Origin of the sequence: Streptomyces sp. NPDC088261, assembly GCF_044740805.1 — a bacterium.
Taxonomy (GTDB): Bacteria; Actinomycetota; Actinomycetes; order Streptomycetales; family Streptomycetaceae; genus Streptomyces.
Genome location: NZ_JBIURL010000004.1, coordinates 221,984 through 240,776 on the forward strand (window position 1 = coordinate 221,984; position 18,793 = coordinate 240,776).

Below are 18,793 nucleotides of genomic sequence, written 5' to 3' on the forward strand. Positions count from 1 at the left end.
ACGGTCCGCACATCCCCGGTGGACCGCCCCCGGCAGGGAAGGCAGGCCATGGCCGGCGATGTCACCGCACTCTTCCGCGCGTCCAGCGCGCACAGCCCCTCGATCTCCATGCTCCACCGGGCGGGCGGCGGGGCCGCGGGGCCGATCGCGGACTTCTGCATCCCGTGCAATCCGTACTTCCCCACCCCCGCGATGTTCGAGGCGATGGGCGCGAGGATCCGCGACATCCTCACCTACTACCCGAGCGGCGCCGACACCATCACCGCCGAGCTGTGCCAGGTCCTCGGCCTCAACCCGCAGACCGTCGCCATGGGCAACGGCTCCACCGAACTCATCACCTGGATCGACCACTTGCTGGTCCGGGACTCGCTGGCGGTGCCCGTGCCGACCTTCGGGCGGTGGACCGACCAGCCGATGGAGACCGGCAAGCGCTGCGACATGTTCCCGCTGCCGGAGGCGCACGGCTTCCGGCTGGATCCCCGGGCCTTCGTGCGTTTCGTCCAGGACCGGGGCTCCCGTACCGCCGTCATCTGCAACCCCAACAACCCGGACGGCGGGCTGCTGTCCAAGGCCCAGGTGCTCCACCTGTGCGACTCGCTGCGGGACGTGGACCTGGTCGTCGTGGACGAGTCGTTCCTGGAGTTCGCCGACGCGGCCCGCGAGACCAGCATCGTGGACGAGGCCCCGCTCCGTACCAATGTGATCGTCCTGCGCAGCCTCGGCAAGAACTTCGGGCTGCACGGCGTCCGGTTCGGCTATCTCGTCGCCAACCCGTCGCTCGCCGGGAAGGTCCGCTCGATGCTTCCCAAGTGGAACCTCAACTCCTTTGCCGAGCATGTGGTGTTCATGTTGAAGGAGCACCGCGGGGAGTACGCCGAGAGCCTGGAGCTGGCCCGGCGCGACCGGCGGGCGATGACCGCCCGGCTCGCCCAGCTGCCGGGGCTCACGGTCTACCCGTCGCAGGGCAACTTCGTGTTCGTACGGCTCCCGGAGGGCGTGGACGGCGCGGTGCTGCGCGACCGGCTGCTCGCGGAGCACGGGGTGCTGGTGCGCGAGTGCGGCAACAAGGTGGGGTCGTCCAGCCGGTTCCTGCGGCTGGTCGTGCGCCAGGAGGACCAGGTGCGACGCCTGATCTCCGGGTTGGAGCAGGTGTTGTACGGCCGCCAGGTCACCCCGGCCCCGCTGCCGCCGGCCGTACCGCAGCCGATGCTCGCGCAGATGCCGGTCCCCGCCAGGGGCCTCGCCGCCCCGCAGCCGGGCTCCCAGCCCCCGGGCCTCGGCCTGGTCCCCGCCCAGGTCTGGCCCGCCGCGCCGATGGGGCCCGCCGCGGCCGCCATGCCCCTGCCTCCGGTGACGGGCGGCCGGGGCTGGTCGTCGGGCACCCCGGCGGTGGACCGGCTGATCTCGGGGGCGTAGAGGCGCGGAGGACGGGCAGGGCGCGGCCTCTTGGACGTAACCTCGTGGCATGGTGGACATCAAGTCCGACGCGTCCCTGGAGTCCATGCGGGCCGCCGGCCGGGTCGTCGCGCAAGCGCTCACGGCGGTACGGGAAGCGGCGGACGTCGGCGTCCCGCTGCGCGACCTGGACGAGACCGCCCGCGCCGTGCTGCGCGAGGCGGGGGCCGACTCGCCCTTCCTCGGCTACCACCCCGCCTGGGCGCCCCTCCCCTACCCGGCCGTCATCTGTACGTCGGTCAACGACGCGATCGTCCACGGCATCCCGGACACGTACCGCCTGCACGACGGTGATCTGGTCAGCATCGACTGCGGTGCCACGCTGGGCGGTTGGGTGGGCGACTCGGCGATCAGCTTCACCGTCGGCCGCGCCAGGCCCGCCGACGTACGGCTCGTCGAGACGGCTAGGGCGGCGCTGGCGGCGGGGATCGCGGCCGCCGTCGTCGGCAACCGCATCGGCGACATCGCGCACGCGGTCGGCCGCGTCTGCCGGGCCGCCGGCTACGGCATACCGAAGGGGTTCGGCGGGCACGGCGTGGGCCGGACGATGCACGAGGACCCGGGCGTCCCGAACGAGGGGCGTCCCGGCCGGGGGTTGCCGCTGCGCCACGGCATGGTGCTGGCGATCGAGCCGATGCTGATCGGCGGCGGCACGGACCGGCACTACACCGCCCACGACGGGTGGACGATCCGCACGCTGGACAAGAGCCGCGCGGCGCACGCGGAGCACACGGTCGCGATCACGACGGACGGCCCGCGCATCCTCACGGCCTTGTGAGCCGTGTGCGCGGGCCGTCGTCGGGTGTTTCCCCGGGCGTGGTGCCTACCGCCGGCCGGCCGGGCTGACCACCATCGCCGAGCCGCCGCCCCGGCGGACGGTCTCCGCCGCCGCCAGCCAGCGGCCGTCGGGAAGGCGCTGGACGCCGGTCGCGGCGCCGATCTCCGGGTTCTGCGTGAACACGTGCCCCAGGGACTCCAGTTGCTGCCGCACCGGGCTGTTCCACAGCCCCGGCTCCAGCTCGGTGGCGGCCGCGTTGCGCTGGCTCGCGCGGGGCGCGGCGATCGCGTCGACCAGCGGCAGACCCCGGTCGACCACGCCCGTCAGGGTCTGGAGGACCGTCGTGATGATGGTCGCGCCGCCGGGCGACCCGAGCGCCAGGACGGGCCGGTCGTGCCGGTCCAGCACGATCGTCGGGGAGATCGAGGAGCGCGGGCGCTTGCCGGGCCCGGGCAGGTTCGGGTCGTGGACCGCCGGGTTGGCCGGGGCGAACGAGAAGTCCGTCAGCTCGTTGTTGAGCAGGAAGCCCCGTCCCGGCACGGTGATCGCGCTGCCGCCGGTGGACTCGATCGTCAGGGTGTACGCGACGACGTTGCCCCACTTGTCGGCGGCCGTCAGGTGCGTGGTGTTCTCGCCCTCGAACGTGGTCGGCGCGGCGGTGCCGCCCGGCGCGCACGGCTTCGGGTTGCCCGGATCGCCGGGCGCCAGCGGGCTCTTGAGGACCGCGTCGTCCTTGATCAGGCATTCCCGCGAGTCCGCGAAGCGCTGCGACAGCAGCCCCTTGGTGGGGACGTCCTCGAAGGCGGGGTCACCGAGCCAGCGGCCCCGGTCGGCGAACGCGATCCGGCTCGCCTCGATGTAGCGGTGGAGGTACTTCGCCTGGGAGGCCTTCGAAAGGTCCGTGTTCTCCAGGATGTTGAGCGCCTCGCCGACACTCGTACCGCCGGACGACGACGGCGCGATGCCGTACACGTCCAGGCCCCGGTAGGAGATCTTCGTCGGTGCCTGGCGCTTCGTCCGGTACGCGGCGAGGTCCCGGGTGCTGAGGTCGCCGGCGCGGACGACCCTGGTCGCCTTCGGGTCGACGGGAGGGGTCCGTACCGTACGGACGATGTCGCGGGCCAGCTCGCCCTCGTACAGCGCGTCGGTCCCCCGGCGCCCCAACTCCGCGTACGTACGCGCCAGATCGGCGTTCTTGAAGGTCGAGCCGACGACCGGCAGCTGCCCGCCGGGCAGGAACAGCTTCGCGGACGCCGGGAAGTCCGCGAACCGCGCCTGGTTGGCCTGGGTCTGGCTGCGGAAGGTCTCGTCGACGGTGAAGCCGTCCTTGGCGAGCTTCTCGGCGGGCTTGAGCAGCTGCCCGAGGGACCTGCTGCCCCACGCGTGGAGCGCGGTGTCCCAGGTGGCGGGGGTGCCGGGCGTGCCGACGCTGAGCCCGCTGGTCACCGCGTCCGCGAACGGGATCGGCTTGCCGTCCTCCAGGAAGAGGCCCGAGTCGGCGGACCGGGGGGCGGTCTCGCGGCCGTCGATGGTCTGCACCGTACGGGACTTGGCGTCGTAGTACACGAAGTAGCCCCCGCCGCCGATCCCGGCGGAGTAGGGCTCGGTGACCCCGAGCGCCGCGGCCGTGGCCACCGCCGCGTCCACGGCGTTGCCGCCCCGGCGCAGCACCTCGATGCCGGCGGCGGAGGCGTCCGCGTCGACGCTCGCCACCGCTCCCCCGTACCCCGCGGCCACCGGCGTCTTCACCGGCGGCTTCGTGGCGGGGGTCTTCGGCGAAGCCCCGGGGGCCGCCGTCGAGGGCGGCGCGGCGGCGCCCACCGCGAGCATGGCCGCGGCGACGGCCACGGCCGACACATTCCGCACAGCGGAGCGATGCATCCGTACCTCCAGTCAGGAACCGTCCGCGCACTGTAACTTCACCACCACCCACCCGCCAGGACCATCTCGAACAGTGGTGCGGCGGAGGCCCGCCCGGTCAGCCCCCCGCGCGACGGCGCAGATACTCGCCGGTGGCCGAGCCTTCCGCCTTGAGCAGGTCGTTGGGTGTGCCGGTGAAGACAATCTCTCCACCGTGCTTGCCGCCGTCGGGGCCGAGGTCGATGACCCAGTCCGCCTGGCGGACGATGTCGAGGTTGTGCTCGACCACGATGACCGTGTTGCCGCTGTCGACCAGGCGGTTCATCAGGCCGAGGATGGTGTCGACGTCGGACATGTGGAGTCCGGTGGTCGGCTCGTCCAGTACGTAGACGCTTCCTGAGCGGTGCAGTTGTCCGGCGAGCTTCAGACGCTGCCGCTCGCCTCCCGACAAGGTGCTGAGGGACTGGCCCAGGGTGAGGTAGCCGAGGCCCACATCGAGGAGGCCCGTCAGCTTGCCGCGGATCTCCGGCTCGGTGAAGAACGTGACGGCCGCCTCGGCCGGGAGCTCGAGGACATCGGCGATGGACTTGCCGCGCAGGTGGTGCGCCAGGACATCCTCGCGGAACCTGCGGCCGTCGCAGACCTCGCAGTGGGTCCGCACCGGGTCCATGTAGGCCAGTTCCGTGATCAGTTGGCCGCGGCCGTTGCACTCGCCGCAGGCGCCGGCCGAGTTGAAACTGAACAGTCCGGCCGGCGCGCCGCTCGCCTTGGCGAAGAGCTTGCGGATCGTGTCCATCAGGTCGAGATGACTGAGCGGTGTGGAACGCGAGGACCCCTTGATGGCCGACTGGTCCACAAGAACACTGTCCGGATGGGCATCCAGGAACGACGCCGTGACCAGGGAGCTCTTGCCGGAACCCGCGACACCGGTGACCGCGGTCAGAACCCCGGTCGGAAAGGCGACGGTGACGTTCTTCAGATTGTGCAGGTCGGCGTCGCGCACCTCCAGGTGCCCGGTGGGCGTGCGGGCCGTGTTCTTCACCGGGCCGACCCGCCTCAGGCCCTCGCCGGTGAGCGTGCCGGCCCTCCTCAACTCCTCGAACGTCCCCTCGAAGACAATCCGACCACCGTGGACCCCCGCGCGCGGGCCGACATCGACGACGTGATCGGCGATCTCGATGACGTCGGGGTCGTGCTCCACGATGAGCACGGTGTTCCCCTGGTCCCGCAGGGCCCGCAGCAGGTCGTTGAGCCGGCCCACGTCCCGCGGGTGCAGTCCGGTGCTCGGTTCGTCGAAGATGAAGGTCATTCCGATGAGGCTGCTGCTGAGGTGGCGCACCATCTTCAGCCGCTGGGCCTCACCGCCGGAGAGCGAGGTGGTCTCCCGGTCGAGCGAGAGGTAGCCGAGGCCGATCCCCTCGATGCGCTCGAGCGCGGTACGCACACTCTCGGCGATGCCCGTGGACTCCGGGTCCCGAAAGGTACCGAGAAGCCCGATGAGGTCGCCGACCTCCATTCGGGACCAGTCGGCGATGGTGCGGCCGTCGATCGTCGCGGCCCGCGCCGCGGGGTTCAGCCGGGTCCCCTCACAGGCGCCGCAGGGACCTTGGGTGATGAACCGCTCGATGTTCGCCCGGCCCCGTTCACTCAGCGCACTCAGATCGCGCTTGAGGTTGGTCCGGGCGAAGCGGTCGACCAACCCTTCGTACTTGAGGGTCGCCGTGCTGTTGGCGGTCTTCACGGTCACCGTGCCGCCGGAGCCGTGCAGAAGCATGTGCCACTCGGCGTCGTCGTAGGCGCTCAGCGGCTTGGCCGTGTCGAAGTGACCGGAGTTGGCGTACTGCTGCCAGTCCATGCCACCGACCTTGTGGGTGGGCAGCTGAATGGCGCCCTCGTCGAGGGACTTGGACCGGTCGAGCATCCTCTCCACGTCGACTCGGCGCGTCCGGCCGAGACCGTCACAGTCGGGGCACATGCCCTGCGGGTCGTTGAAGGAGTAGACGCCGGGAGGCTGTCGGGGTGTCGCGAAGCGGGAGAACAGGACACGGATGGACGAGTAGATGTCCGTCATCGTTCCGACCGTCGACCGGGCATTGCCGCCGACCGGTTTCTGGTCGACCACCACAGGTGTCGTTAAATTCCTGATCACATCCGCGTGCGGGCGCTGGTATTTCGGCAGCTGATTTCGGATGAACCAGCTGAACGTACTGTTCAGCTGGCGCTGGGACTCCACCGCCAGCGTGTCGAACACCAGGGAAGACTTCCCGGAACCTGACACTCCGGTGAATACGGTGATCTTGTTTCGAGAAAGGCGCAGCGACACATTTTTGAGATTGTTCTCCCTGGCGCCGACGATCTGGATGTCATCTTCTTTTTCTGCCATGGGAATACAGTACAGGAATCTTTCCGGCGGCTTGGCAAATCCTTTGCGCGCGTGGGCGGTTGACGTCTTCGCGATCACCTTTCGAGGATGTGCCGCTCCCTGCGCAGCGGGTTCAGCGCGGACTCCCCCATCCGTTCCCGGAGCGCGGGATCGGTCACCCCCAGTCCTTCTCGGGGTGCGAGGCAGAGAACACCCACCTTTCCGATGTGCTGATTGTTCTGGACCATGCGGGTGGCCTCACCGACCTCCGCCAGCGGATGGACGGTGGAGAGGACGGGCACCAGCTTTCCGAGCCCGAACAGGCGGTTGCACTCAGCCTGTTCCTGGAGGTTGGCGGCGTGGCTGCCCACGACGCGCTTGGAGTTCATCCACAGGTAGCGGTTGTCGTACTCGTGCTGATAGCCGGTGGTCGAGCCACAGGTCACCACCGTGCCGCCGCGGCGGACGACGAAGACCGACAGGCCGAAGGTCGCCCGGCCGACGAAGTCGAACACCACGGCCGGGTCCTCGCCCGCCACCTCGCGGATCGCCCGCCCCAGCCGCTTGGCCTGTTCGACGGTGCTGTCCTTGCCGTCCGGTCCTTCCAGGCCGAGTTCGGACCGGTTGACGACCAGGTCACAGCCGAGCGCGCGCAGGTAGCCCGCCTTGGCCTCCGAGCCGACCACCCCGACGGGAATCCCGCCCGCCTGTTTCACCAGTTGTACGGCGAAGGCTCCGAGCCCTCCGGTCGCGCCCCAGATCAGTACGACGTCCCCCAGCTTGATCCGGGCTCCCTTGTCGCTGATCAGCATCCGGTAGGAGGTGGCGGCGGTGAGCAGCGTGCAGGCGGCCTCCTCCCAGGTCAGATGGCCCGGCTTCGGCAGCAGCTGACTCGCCTTCACCACGGCGTAGTGGGCGAGTCCGCCGAAGTTCGTCTCGTACCCCCAGATCCGCTGTTCGGATCCGAGCATGGCGTCCGCGTGCGTGGCCGGCTCGTGATCGTCCACCTGGACACAGCTCACCACCACGTGTTGCCCGGGCCCCCACCGGCTGACGCCTGCCCCGGTACGGACGACGACACCCGACGCGTCCGAGCCGATGACGTGGTACGGGAGGTCGTGCCGGGCGGCGAACCCGCCGGCGGCGGCGCGCCGGGAGAGAAACGCGAAGGTCGGCAACGGCTCGAACGTCGCCGACCAGACGGTGTTGTAGTTGATGGAACTCGCCATGACGGCGACCAGCACTTCGTCCGGTGCCAGCTCCGGCATCGGCACCGCTCCGACGTGGATGGACTTGCGCACGTCCTTGTCGGCCTGACCCGCGAACATACCGACGTCCTCGACCCGCAGATGGGCCGCGGTGTACTCCCCCGGCAAGGGCGTCCGCGCCAGTTCCCGCGGGGGCGCGTCCGACAGGACGGCCTCACTCAACGAATTCATCGCATTCCGTTTCTCGTCAGGGTGCGGGGAAATCGGTGGCGTTCCGCGGGATCAGGGAGCGGTGTCGCCGCCGTCCAGGTAGCGCTGCCTCTCGGAGTAGAGCCGGGATTCGCTGGTCGCCAGCTTTCGCAGCTCTCCCACATGGGCCTGGAAGTCGGGGTTGCTCACGGCGGCGCGAAGGGACTGCGCGTTCTTCCAGCGCGCGATGTTCACGAAGCGCTGGGGATCCTCGGTGTCTTGGGAAAGGGTGTATCCGAGAATGCCGGGCTGGCCCGTCATGAAGTCGGCGGTCCTGGAAAATGCCTCCTCGAATTCCTTCGGCTCCCCGGTCACGGTGAACCGGTTGACGAAAGTGACGGAGGTGGGCTGGTTGTCCATCGGAATCCCTTGCGTGGAGGACGACGGTGACGGGCCTTGGTGGCCGTACGGGAGAACCCCGTCGCGCATCAGGCGGACAGGGCGTGCAAACAGGCGATCAGGCTGCGGGCCTGCACATTCACGTAATGGCTGTGCTGCACCAGAGAGGCCAGCTGGGTCAGGGTGAGCCAGCGGTAGTCCGGGTGGCCGGAATCGAGATCACCTTCGACTTCGATGACGGAGTAACGGTTCCGCGCGTGGAAGAAGCGCCCGCCCTCCTCCGAGTGCACGGCCTCGAACCGGATCTGGTGCGGCTGGGCGGCGAGGACCTCGGCCAGATAGGGAGGTCGCACGCCCCCCGGGATCGCGTCGTAATTGGGTGGGGTGCACTGGACGGTGGGGGCGAGTTCCACGACGTCGACGTACCCCGGCTCGGCCTTGGCGTGGACGAGCAGGTGCAGGACGCCGTTCATCCGTTTGACCAGGAAGGCCACCACCCCCTCGCCGCACGGCTCTATCATCGGCTGGGCCCAGGCGCGGGTCTCGCGTCCGGTGGCCGTGACACCGACCCCGATGACGCGGAAGAACAGGCCGCTGTCGTGCGCGATCCTCTCGTCGTCCCGGTTCCAGCCCCGCACGTCCCGCAGGGCGATCCGCTCGGCCTCGCTCTCCCGCCGGGTGCGGACGTCCGTGATCCAGCTGAGGACCTCGGAGGTGCTGTGGACGGCATCGGCCTCCACACCGTACGACCGGATGAGCGACGAGGTGAACGCGGTGAGACCGGGGCCGAACGCCCGCAGCAGGTTCACGCCGGCGAAGGGTACGCACGACAGCACCGTGCGCACGTCCATGTTCACCAGGTCGTCCAGCGCCAGCAGTTGGTGCACCTGCCCGAGAGTCAGCCAGCAGAAGCCACCGAGCAGCTCGACCTCGCCGGTGACCTGGACGACCATGTTGCGGTTGCGCTTCCGGTGGAACCAGGAGCCCTGCTCGGACTGCCGGACGTCGGCCAGGACGCGGTGGCCCGCGGTGTCCCGGAAGTAGTCGAGGTACGGCACGCTCGCACCGCCGTGCACCCGGGTGTAGTTGCTGCGTGTCGCCTGGACCGTCGGGGACAACTGGAGGCCGTTGCGGTTGCCCGGTTCGATCTTGGCCTGCATCAGACAGTGCAGGACACCGTCGAACTCCTTGACCAGGATGCCCAGGATGCCCACCTCGGGCTGGTTGATGATCGGCTGCTGCCAGTGCTCGACCGGGCCGGCCGTCACCCGCGCGTCCAGCCCCTCGACCGAGTAGAACTTCCCCGAGACATGGCGGATGTTGCCGGTGTCGGGGTCGGTCCGCCATCCGTCGAGGTGGTCCAGCGGAAGACTCCGGACTTCCATGTGGGAGGTGCGCCTCTGCTCGCCGAGCCAGCGGTGGAAATGGTCGAGGTCGGGGACCAGTCCGGACCTGGCCATCACGGACCTCGCTGTCTGTAGCGACGCGGCGCCGTCCACATCCTCGTGGGACGTGGCCGGCCGAAGGTGCAACGTCAAAGCGGTCTCCAGGAAGGTCCGTTCGGCAGCCTCCACCGAATCGCGGATGCCGGGCGCGGTATGGCGGCGAGCACCATCGTGGTCGGCCGCTCTCGACACCGCCTGCATTCGTACTCGAACGGGCCGGCCGGCGCCCCGGCGTCACCGCCCCGCGGATGCCGCGCACGCCGGAAGCCGGCCGGGCTCGGCCCGCCCGGCTTCCGTGGGGTGGGTCAGGCCTTGAAGGCCGCCGCGTTCTCCTCCACCCACTGCGCGAAGGCGCGCGCGGGCCTGCCGGTGACCTCTTCCACCGTGGGCAGGACGGTGTAGCCGGCCTCCGGAGGGTTCGTGCGCATCATGAGGAAGAACTCCACGTCGTCGTCCGAGTAGCCGCTGTCGCGCCAGCCCGCGACGACCTCGTCCCGGCTCAGCTCGATGTACCGGACCTCGCGGCCGATCACCTCGCCGATGATGCGCACCTTCTCCGCCGGGGTGAGCGCCTGAGGCCCCGTCAGCCAGTACTCCTTGCCCGCGTGACCGTCCGCGGTCAGCGCGGTCACGGCCACCGAGGCGATGTCCGCCTCGTGGACCATGGCGCTCCTGGACTCGGGGAAACCCTCGCGGACGACGCCCTCTGTCCTGACGGACTCGGCCCACTCCAGGGCGTTCGACATGAACTCGACCGGCGACAGGTGCGTCCATTCCAGGCCCGCGGCCTCGACGGCCTCCTCAAGGGGGCTCTTGGACACGTCTCCCTTCAGTACGGTCACCCTGCGCACGCCGGCCTTGCGGGCCAGCTCGGCGATCTCGGTGCCGTTGGTCAGCTCCGAGAAGTCCTCTCCGTTGAAGCTGATCAGGTGGGCCGCGGTGACGCCCGAGAACGCCTCCGCCAGGCTCTCGGTCTCGGCGAGGTTGCCGGCGACAGCCTGCGCCCCGGCGGGGAGGTCCGCCTTCTGCGGGTTTCGGGTCAGCGCGCGTACCGGGTGCCCCGCGGCCAGCAACTGCTCGACCAGCGGACGCCCCACGTTGCCCGTGGCTCCCGCGACAAGAATGGTCATCAGAATCTCCTTCGGTCCGGAGCTCCGAAACTATGAGTAATCGCGGTCAACTGCTGTCCGCCACCGGTGCGAGACTCGCCCCATGTTGGAAACCTCGGCGCGATTGCTCCGCCTGCTGACTCTTTTGCAGGCACACCGGGACTGGTCGGGATTCGAGCTGGCGGACCGGCTGGGAGTGAGTCCGCGGACCGTGCGACGCGACGTGGACAAGCTGCGCGCGCTCGGATACCCCGTCAACGCGACGGGCGGGGTCGGCGGTGGCTACCAGTTGACCGCGGGCGCTTCGCTACCGCCGTTGGTGCTGGACGACGAGGAGGCCGTCGCCGTGGCGATCGGGCTGCGCACCGCGGTCGGCGGCGCGGTCACCGGTATCGCGGAAACGTCGGTACGGGCCCTGACCAAGCTGGACCAGGTGCTCCCCTCAAGGCTGCGCTACCAGGTCAACACCCTCAGCGCGGCGCTGGTGACCGTGCCGGCCCCCGGTCCGACGGTCGATCCCTCCGTGCTCGTCGCCATCGCGTCGGCCATCCGCGACCTCGAACGACTCCGGTTCGACTACGTGTCGTACGACGGCTCGGGGAGTCTGCGGGATGTGGAGCCGTACCGCCTGGTCCATCACGGGCGGCGGTGGTACGTCTTCGGCTGGGACGTCACCAGGTCGGACTGGCGCAAGTTCCGTGCGGACCGGGTGTCGGTCCGGATCCCGAACGGTCCCCGCTTCGTCCCCCGCCCGCTGCCCGCCGAGGATCTCCCCCGCTACTTCGCCACCGCCACGGTCACCGACCAGTACCGCTACCGCGCGGTGCTCACCATGTACGGCCCCGCCCACGAGGTGGCGGACGAGGTTCCCCCCACCCTCGGTGCGGTGGAACCCGTCGACGAGCGCACCTGCGTCCTGCGCATCGGGTCGGACAGCCTCGACCATCTCGCCGTGTGGATCGCCGCTTTCGGATTCGAGTTCGACATCCGGGAGCCGCCGGAGCTGGTCGAGCACGTCAGAACGCTCTCCGACCGCATGGGGCGCTCCGTCCGGCCCGGGGCGCGCGCCGCCCTCGGCGAGCCGGGCGCGGCGGAGCGCTCCACGCCGGGTGAAGGTGACCGCGGAGACGGGTGACCGTGGTCAGGCCCCCGCGGCCCCGGCCTCAGCGAAGTGGGACCGGAGCTCCGGCCACCTTCCGGGCCCGGTCCGCCGCGGCGGCGTGCGCCTGCCGGAGGGACAGGGCCGCCTTCTCCAGCTCCACCGGGTCCTCGGAGAGGAAGGGGGTGACCGTGTGGAAGGCGGCGATCAGCTCCAGCTGGTAGCCGAGCACCTTCCCCAGCACCGTACGGAGGTACGGGCCGCAGTGGTCCATGTCCTCGTCCGGCGCGCCCGGTCCGTAGTCCCCGCCGTAGGCGATCAGGACGGTCGCCGGACGGCCGGCGAGCGGGTTGGACGCCGGGTCGTAGGGCAGGGTCCGCCCCAGGATCAGTGACTGGTCCAGCCACGCCTTGAGGCTGGACGGGATGGTCCAGTTGTGCATGGGCACGCTGATGAGCAACGCGTCCGCTGTCTGGATCTCCGAGACCAGTTCGCTCTGGAGCGCCGCGGCCGCGCGCTGGGCGTCGGTGCGGGGCTCGGACATGAGTGCCACGTACGAGTCAGGGTCGAGGTGCGGGATCGGGACCGCGGTCAGGTCCCGGTGCGTGACGGTCGCACCGGGGTGTTCCTCGGTCCAAACGGCCAGGAAGGAGGCGGCGAGACTCCGGGAGACGGAGTGCGGTGAGGTCGACGAGTCGATGTGCAGCAGACGGGGCACGGGACACCTCTCAAGAGCGACGGCGAGCTCCCCCAGGGGGCGGCGCTGACGGAAGTGCCGATCGTGGCGCGGGGCGCTCGAACCTGGTCGGAGCGCGGCTTGCGCCGCCTGCGGTTCTCAGGTGCGGACACCCACGAACAGGCCCCGCCCCGACGGGGTTCCCGGCACGTACTCGGGGCGCAGTCCGGCGAGCGAGAACGCCGTCTCGTACTGCTCCCTGGTGAACAGCATGGCGCGGTGGACCTCCGTCAGGTGCCGGACGCCGGTGTCGGGGGAGGCACGCAGGTAGTGCACCTCCATCCGGGAGGTGTCGCCCTCGCGCACGGTATGGGACACGCGGCTGATGGTGTCGCCCTCCCACCGCACGATGTCACCGGAGACCCAGCGGTCGACGAAGGTGTCGGGGAACCACCAGGGCTCCACGACCACCACGCCGCCCGGCCTGACGTGCCGGGCGAAGCAGAGCAGCGACGCGCGCAGTTCCTCGACGGACCCCACATACCCGATCGAGGCGAACAGGCACGTCAGTGAGTCGAACGTGCGGCCGAGGTCGAAGTCCCGCATGTCCCCGACGTGCAGGGGCAGTTCGGCAGGCAGCTCCCGCCGCGCGATCTCCAGCATCGGCTTCGAGAGATCGATGCCCTCCGCGTACCCGATCAGCTCGGTGAACGGTCCGAGGTGACCTCCGGTACCGCAGGCGACGTCCAGCACCGAGGACGCGCCGGGGAGGCGCAGACGGATCTGCTCGGCCACCGCCTCGGCCTCGGCCCGGTAGTCCTTGCCCCGTGCCGTGTGCTGGGCGTAGTAGATCTTCGCTGACTCGCCGCCGTACATGCCGTCTCCTCCGTCGCCGGGCCGGTCGTCGCCGGGACGGGTCACAGTCCCGGCTCCGGCACCCTGACCTCTCCCCGTCGAGCGGCGGTGGAACCCGGCCGGGGCTCGAGCGAGCCCCGATCGGGCCCGCCGATGATGCGCGAGGGGGGAAGGGCCTGATGCCAGTGAGGGAAAGGACCGCATGTCCGTTAACGGAAGCGCCGTTGTCCTGGGCGGTACCGGCTTCGTCGGGCGGCACGCGTGCACGGCGCTGAGCGCGCGTGGCTTCGATGTGCTGGCCGTGGCACGCGGTGCGCCCCCGTCGGGGGAGGCCGGCCGCTTTCTCGCCTTCGATGTCGCGCGGCAGCCCCCCGAGGACCTGGCGAAGGTCCTGGACGAGCTCCGAACCGAGGTCGTGGTCAACGCGGTCGGCAGTATCTGGGGCCGTACCGACGAAGAGATGTGGGACGCCGTCACCGTCCCCACGCTCCGGCTGCTGGACGCGCTGGCCCTGCTGAGCGCCCCACCGAGGATCGTGCACCTCGGCTCCGTGCTGGAGTACGGGCGGATGAGCGTCGGTACTACCGCCAGCCCAGCCACCGTGGAGCGGCCGGGCAGCGCCTACGGCCGGGCGAAGCTGGCGGCGACCCTCGCGGTGCTGGAGCGGCTGCGGTCGCACCGGCTGCGGGGGGTGGTGCTGCGGATCACGAATCTGGCCGGTCCGCTCAGCCCGGACGTCAGCTTGCTCGGCCGGGTGGCCAACCAGCTGTGGGCGGCGGCCGGGGAGCCGGCGGTGGTGGAGCTCGATCCGCTGCTCGCCCACCGTGACTTCGTGGACGTCCGCGATGTGGCCGACGCGGTGGTGGCGGCGGCGACTTCACCGGTCACCGGCGAGCTGATCAACATCGGAAGCGGCACGAGCACGTCGGTACGGGTACTGGTGAGCCTGCTCGTCGCGCGCAGCGGTCTGGCTGCCAGCGTGGTGGAGCGCGCCGGCACCGGTATCCAGCACTCCACCGAGGACTGGTCCCGGGTGGACATCGAACCCGCCGAGCGGCTGCTCGGCTGGCGGCCCCGTCGTCGGCTCACCGACGCGGTGGACGCGTTCTGGCAAGAGTTCGTCGCACGTCACCATCCGCCGAACAGAACGGAGAACCCCCTTTCATGACCACATACGTGTGGGATTACCTGCCGGAGTACGAGTCGGAGAAGGAGGACCTGCTCGACGCGGTCAACACGGTGTTCCGCTCCGGTCGGCTGGTGCTCGGGCCCAGCGTGGCCGGTTTTGAGCGGGAGTTCGCCGACTACCACGGGGTGGCGCACTGCGCGGGGGTCGACAACGGCACCAACGCGGTGAAGCTGGGGCTCCAGGCGCTCGGGGTGGGCCCGGGGGACGAGGTCGTCACCGTCTCCAACACGGCGGCCCCGACGGTGGTGGCCATCGACGGGACCGGCGCGAAGCCTGTGTTCGTGGATGTCCGCGAGGACGACTACCTGATGGACACGGACCAGGTGGCCGCCGCGATCACTCCGCGTACCAAGGCGCTCCTCCCGGTGCATCTCTACGGCCAGTGTGTGGACATGGCCCCGCTGCGTGCCCTCGCCGACCAGCACGGGCTGGCGCTGCTGGAGGACTGCGCGCAGGCGCACGGCGCCCGTCACCGGGGCAGGCTCGCGGGCAGCATGGGGGACGCGGCGGCGTTTTCCTTCTACCCGACCAAGGTGCTCGGCGCGTACGGCGACGCCGGGGCGGTTCTCACGGAGGACGCGGCCGTGGACGCGAACCTGCGGAGGCTGCGCTACTACGGGATGGAGAAGACCTACTACGTGGTGGAGGTCCCGGGTCACAACAGCCGGCTGGACGAGGTGCAGGCCGAGATCCTGCGCCGCAAACTCCGGCGGCTGGACGGTTACGTCCGCGGACGCCGGGCCGTGGCCGAGCGGTACGAGCGAGGACTGGGCGACCTCGCCGACCGCGGCCTGGTCCTGCCGTCCGTGAACGAGGGCAACGAGCACGTGTATTACCTCTATGTGGTCCGGCATCCGCGCCGGGACGAGATCATGAGAGCGCTCAAGCGGTACGACATCGCGCTGAACATCAGTTATCCGTGGCCCGTTCACACCATGTCCGGGTTCGCACACCTGGGATACGAGGCGGGATCCCTGCCGGTCACCGAGAGGCTGGCGGGGGAGATCTTCTCCCTCCCCATGTATCCCTCCCTGCCGGCCGGCCTCCAGGACAAGGTGATCTCGTCCCTGCGCGAAGTCCTTCTCGCCCTCTGAGCACGGCTGTGGGGGGCACCCGGTCGGGTGCCCCCCACCGTTGTTCCTCAGACGAGTTTCTCGATCATCTTCACGATCTCGGCGGGAGCGGGCAGCCCGGCGATCTCCCGGGCGAGGCCGCGGGCGTTGTCCCGGTAGGAAGAGTCGGACAGGATCTTGGCCGCTGCCGTCGCGAGATCCTCGGCCGGCGCGGTGCTGCTGTCGAGGGTGATGGACGCGCCCTGCGCGTCGACCCGGCGCATGGGAATCGCGGAGGCCAGGATCTCGGGCAGCACCAGCTGCGGGACCCCCGCGTTGAGCAGGGTCATGACCGTGACGCCGCCGCCATGGTGCACGGCGAGGTCTGCCGTACCGGCGACCACGTCCAGTGGGAGGAAGCCAGCCTTGATGTCCGGGAACTCGGCGCGCAGTTGCGCGGCGACCGGTTCCGAGGTCGCGACGACGACCTCGACGTCGCCGCTCGCCAGCAGGGAGTTGCTCAGCAAGGGCCGGAAGAAGTCGATCCCCAGCGTCGGCACGAACACGCTCCGCGAGCCGGAGGTGATCAGGACCCGGGGGCGGTCACTCTTGGCGTACATCCAGGGCTGCAAGGGAAGTTGGGGGTTGCCCGGGGTCCAGCGCATCGGCTGCGCCGCCTCGGCCCCTTCGGGCCGCAGGCTCGGCGGAGTGATGTCGACGAACAGGTCGGAACCGGGGATCTCGTCCAGACCGAACCGGGAGAGTTCCGGTTTGAGTTCGTCGGTGGCTCCCTGCCAGTCCACCTCGGTGCGGTCGTAGATGGCCCAGGTGTGCCGTACATGCGGAATCCCGAACCGGTGGGCGATCAGCGGGGCGGCGTGGTTGTACTCCCCGCCGATCACGACATCCGGCTTCCATGCCTCGGCCAGTTCCTCGGTCGCCTGGTAGCCGGCGGCGGACAGCCGGGCGAAACCCCGCCCGGCGAAGTCCATTTCCTCGTCCTCGGTGGTCGGCATGCTCAGCCAGTTGCCCTGGCGGTCCTTGAGCATCGCCTCCCCCATGCCCAGGTCGGTCACACCGCGGGCCGGCAGGCCCAGACCGACGACGAGGTCGAGGTTCTCCTCGGGAACCGCGACGAGGACGTCGTGGCCCGCGGTCCGGGCGGCCGACGCGAGGGGTGCGCTGGCGTGTACGGGGGCGGAGCCGCCCCCGGCAATGAACAGGAATCGCACTGCTTCTCCTTAGACGTACGTCACGGACCGGACCACGGCGCCACGCCCTCGGGCGCGCCCGGGTCCACGGACAGGGAGGCCGGCTCTACCTGCTCACGGCGAGCTGGTAGCGGCGTACGGCCAGCGGCACGAAGACCACCAGGATGAGAGCCACCCACAGGAAGGCCGACAGAACGGGGTGCTGGAGTGGCCAGACGTCCGGATCAGGCCGGCCCGGGGGGATGTTGCCGAACAATTGCCTGCACGCCTCCACCACCGCGGACACGGGATTCCAGTCGGCGATGACCCGGAGCACGGTGGGCAGTCCTTCACTGGGGACGAAGGAGTTGGAGATGAACGTGAGAGGCAGCAGGACCATCAGCATCGCGTTGCCCAGGACTTCGGGCGACTTCGCCGTCAGCCCGATCGCCGCGGTGACCCAGGAGGCGGCGTACGCGAACAGGAACAGCAGAAGGAAGCCGAGGGCCGCGTCGAGGACGCCCGACCTGATCCGCCAGCCCATGGCCAGGCCGGTCAGTGACAGCAGGATGATGACGAAGACGTTGTTGACCGCGTCGCCGTTCGTCCGGCCGACCAGCACCGCCGACTGGGAGATGGGCATCGACCGGAAGCGGTCCACGAGGCCCAGCTTCATGTCGAGGGCGATGCCCACGCCCGTGTTGGTGGCGGTCAGGAGCATCGTCTGCGTCAGGATGCCGATGACCATGAACTCGCGGTAGTTCGAGCCGCCCACGTCGATCGCGCTGCCGAAGACGAACCCGAAGAGCAGGGCGAAGGCGATCGGCGCGACGGTGGCGAAGACCACGATGTCAGGGTTGCGGAAGTTCTTGAGGATACTGCGCCTGGTGAGGGTGAGGCCGTCCTCGACAGCCTGGCTGAAAGCGTTCACCGTGCCTCCTCCTTGGCGAGGGCCGTTGCTTCCACGGAGGCCGGCGCGGGGTCGGCGGCGGTTCCGGTCAGGGAGAGAAACACCTCGTCGAGGCTCGGCCGACGCACGGTCGTCCCGATCAGCCGCACCCGCGCCCCGTCCAGCAGCCGGATGGCGCCGACCAGGGCCGAGGGGCCGTCCGTGATCGGCACGATCACCCGGTCGTCCTCCTCGTCCACGGTGATCTCGCCCTGGGCGATCTCCCGCAGGATCCGGCGGGCCTCGGCCACGTCCTCCCGGCTGCCCAGGGTCAGTTCGAGCCGCTCGCCGCCGACGCGGGCCTTCAGCTCGTCGGGCGTACCCTCCGCGACGACCTTGCCCTGTTCCATGACGGTGATCCGGTCCGCCAGTTGGTCGGCCTCCTCCAGGTACTGGGTGGTGAGCAGCAAAGTGGTGCCGCCCGAGACCAGTTCCGCGATCACTTCCCACATGGCCATCCGGCTGCGGACGTCGAGACCGGTGGTCGGTTCGTCCAGGAACAGCACCTCGGGCCTGGACACCACGGCACACGCCAGGTCGACCCGTCGGCGCATACCGCCCGAGTAGCCCTTCACCTGACGGTCGGCGTCCTTCGTCAGACCGAACCTCTCCACCAGTTCGTCGGCCCGCTTGACGCTCGCCGCGGCGCCGAGGTGGTAGAGCCTTCCGATCATCCTGAGGTTCTCCCTGGCGGTGAGATCCTCGTCGACCGCGGCGTACTGGCCGGAAAGGCCGATCTTGCGACGGAGTGCCACGGCGTCTTTCCGTACGTCGAGTCCAGCCACCACGGCTCTTCCCGAGTCGGCGCGCAGAAGTGTGGACAGCACCCGCACCGTGGTGGTCTTGCCCGAACCGTTCGGGCCCAGCAGCCCCAGGACCGTCCCCTGACGTACCGTGAGATCAAGCCCGTTCAATCCGACATTGTCACCGAAGCGCTTAGTCAGCCCTTCGGCGACGATCGCGTTCGTCATCTTTCCT

At 69.9% G+C, this 18,793-nt stretch carries 16 protein-coding genes; 5 read left to right on the forward strand and 11 right to left on the reverse strand.

Features of this window, described 5'->3' with window-relative positions; all coding sequences use genetic code 11:
- The first annotated feature begins 48 nt into the window (after window positions 1–48).
- Both ACIODU_RS10715 and map read left to right on the forward strand, forming a co-directional pair.
- The gene (locus tag ACIODU_RS10715; RefSeq protein WP_401766267.1) at window positions 49–1,416 is read left to right on the forward strand and encodes a pyridoxal phosphate-dependent aminotransferase; all 1,368 of its coding nucleotides are present in this window, start codon (window positions 49–51) and stop codon (window positions 1,414–1,416) included.
- 49 nt (window positions 1,417–1,465) lie between these two features.
- Window positions 1,466–2,233 (forward strand): type I methionyl aminopeptidase, encoded by a 768-nt coding sequence (gene map / locus ACIODU_RS10720; protein WP_401766270.1) that lies wholly within the window; start codon window positions 1,466–1,468, stop codon window positions 2,231–2,233.
- A gap of 45 nt (window positions 2,234–2,278) precedes the next feature.
- Here the strand turns inward: map and ggt are convergent, their stop codons facing one another.
- The 6 genes from ggt to ACIODU_RS10750 form a co-directional block, all read right to left on the reverse strand.
- Window positions 2,279–4,114 carry a gamma-glutamyltransferase gene (gene ggt, locus ACIODU_RS10725; RefSeq protein WP_401766274.1) on the reverse strand — a complete coding sequence of 612 codons (1,836 nt, stop codon included), beginning with the start codon at window positions 4,112–4,114 and terminating at the stop codon, window positions 2,279–2,281.
- A 97-nt stretch (window positions 4,115–4,211) separates the two neighbouring features.
- Window positions 4,212–6,476, reverse strand: a complete 2,265-nt coding sequence (locus tag ACIODU_RS10730) for an excinuclease ABC subunit UvrA (protein ID WP_401766754.1) — start codon at window positions 6,474–6,476, stop codon at window positions 4,212–4,214.
- A 74-nt stretch (window positions 6,477–6,550) separates the two neighbouring features.
- Window positions 6,551–7,894 (reverse strand): crotonyl-CoA carboxylase/reductase, encoded by a 1,344-nt coding sequence (ccrA, locus tag ACIODU_RS10735; protein WP_401766277.1) that lies wholly within the window; start codon window positions 7,892–7,894, stop codon window positions 6,551–6,553.
- Between the two features lie 51 nt (window positions 7,895–7,945).
- Window positions 7,946–8,272, reverse strand: a complete 327-nt coding sequence (locus tag ACIODU_RS10740) for an antibiotic biosynthesis monooxygenase family protein (protein WP_401766280.1) — start codon at window positions 8,270–8,272, stop codon at window positions 7,946–7,948.
- 68 nt (window positions 8,273–8,340) lie between these two features.
- Window positions 8,341–9,711, reverse strand: a complete 1,371-nt coding sequence (locus ACIODU_RS10745) for an NDP-hexose 2,3-dehydratase family protein (RefSeq protein ID WP_356422087.1) — start codon at window positions 9,709–9,711, stop codon at window positions 8,341–8,343.
- A 290-nt stretch (window positions 9,712–10,001) separates the two neighbouring features.
- On the reverse strand, window positions 10,002–10,826 hold the full coding sequence (locus tag ACIODU_RS10750) for an SDR family oxidoreductase (RefSeq protein WP_401766283.1): 825 nt from the start codon (window positions 10,824–10,826) through the stop codon (window positions 10,002–10,004).
- A gap of 82 nt (window positions 10,827–10,908) precedes the next feature.
- On the opposite strand from ACIODU_RS10750, the gene ACIODU_RS10755 reads away from it, so the two are divergent.
- Window positions 10,909–11,940: a helix-turn-helix transcriptional regulator gene (locus tag ACIODU_RS10755; protein ID WP_401766286.1), complete on the forward strand. Its 1,032-nt coding sequence runs from the start codon at window positions 10,909–10,911 to the stop codon at window positions 11,938–11,940.
- A gap of 28 nt (window positions 11,941–11,968) precedes the next feature.
- On the opposite strand, the gene ACIODU_RS10760 is transcribed toward ACIODU_RS10755, so the two are convergent.
- Together ACIODU_RS10760 and ACIODU_RS10765 are read right to left on the reverse strand one after the other, a co-directional pair.
- Window positions 11,969–12,622 (reverse strand): FMN-dependent NADH-azoreductase, encoded by a 654-nt coding sequence (locus tag ACIODU_RS10760; RefSeq protein WP_401766289.1) that lies wholly within the window; start codon window positions 12,620–12,622, stop codon window positions 11,969–11,971.
- 117 nt (window positions 12,623–12,739) lie between these two features.
- The gene (locus tag ACIODU_RS10765) at window positions 12,740–13,501 is read right to left on the reverse strand and encodes a class I SAM-dependent DNA methyltransferase (protein ID WP_401766292.1); all 762 of its coding nucleotides are present in this window, start codon (window positions 13,499–13,501) and stop codon (window positions 12,740–12,742) included.
- 136 nt (window positions 13,502–13,637) lie between these two features.
- Here ACIODU_RS10765 and ACIODU_RS10770 point away from each other — a divergent pair, with 136 nt between their 5' ends.
- Window positions 13,638–14,603 (forward strand): NAD-dependent epimerase/dehydratase family protein, encoded by a 966-nt coding sequence (locus ACIODU_RS10770; protein ID WP_401766295.1) that lies wholly within the window; start codon window positions 13,638–13,640, stop codon window positions 14,601–14,603.
- On the forward strand, window positions 14,600–15,718 hold the full coding sequence (locus ACIODU_RS10775) for a DegT/DnrJ/EryC1/StrS family aminotransferase (RefSeq protein ID WP_401766298.1): 1,119 nt from the start codon (window positions 14,600–14,602) through the stop codon (window positions 15,716–15,718). Before ACIODU_RS10770 ends, ACIODU_RS10775 begins: the two co-directional genes overlap by 4 nt.
- A 47-nt stretch (window positions 15,719–15,765) precedes the next feature.
- Here the strand turns inward: ACIODU_RS10775 and ACIODU_RS10780 are convergent, their stop codons facing one another.
- The 3 genes from ACIODU_RS10780 to ACIODU_RS10790 form a co-directional block, all read right to left on the reverse strand.
- Complete coding sequence (locus ACIODU_RS10780; RefSeq protein WP_401766301.1) at window positions 15,766–16,908, reverse strand: nucleotide disphospho-sugar-binding domain-containing protein; 1,143 nt, start codon at window positions 16,906–16,908, stop codon at window positions 15,766–15,768.
- Between the two features lie 85 nt (window positions 16,909–16,993).
- The gene (locus ACIODU_RS10785) at window positions 16,994–17,797 is read right to left on the reverse strand and encodes an ABC transporter permease (RefSeq protein WP_401766303.1); all 804 of its coding nucleotides are present in this window, start codon (window positions 17,795–17,797) and stop codon (window positions 16,994–16,996) included.
- Window positions 17,794–18,786, reverse strand: coding sequence for an ATP-binding cassette domain-containing protein (locus ACIODU_RS10790; RefSeq protein WP_401766305.1), 993 nt, complete (start codon window positions 18,784–18,786; stop codon window positions 17,794–17,796). The genes ACIODU_RS10785 and ACIODU_RS10790 overlap by 4 nt, the downstream gene beginning before the upstream one ends.
- Between the last annotated feature and the right edge of the window lie 7 nt (window positions 18,787–18,793).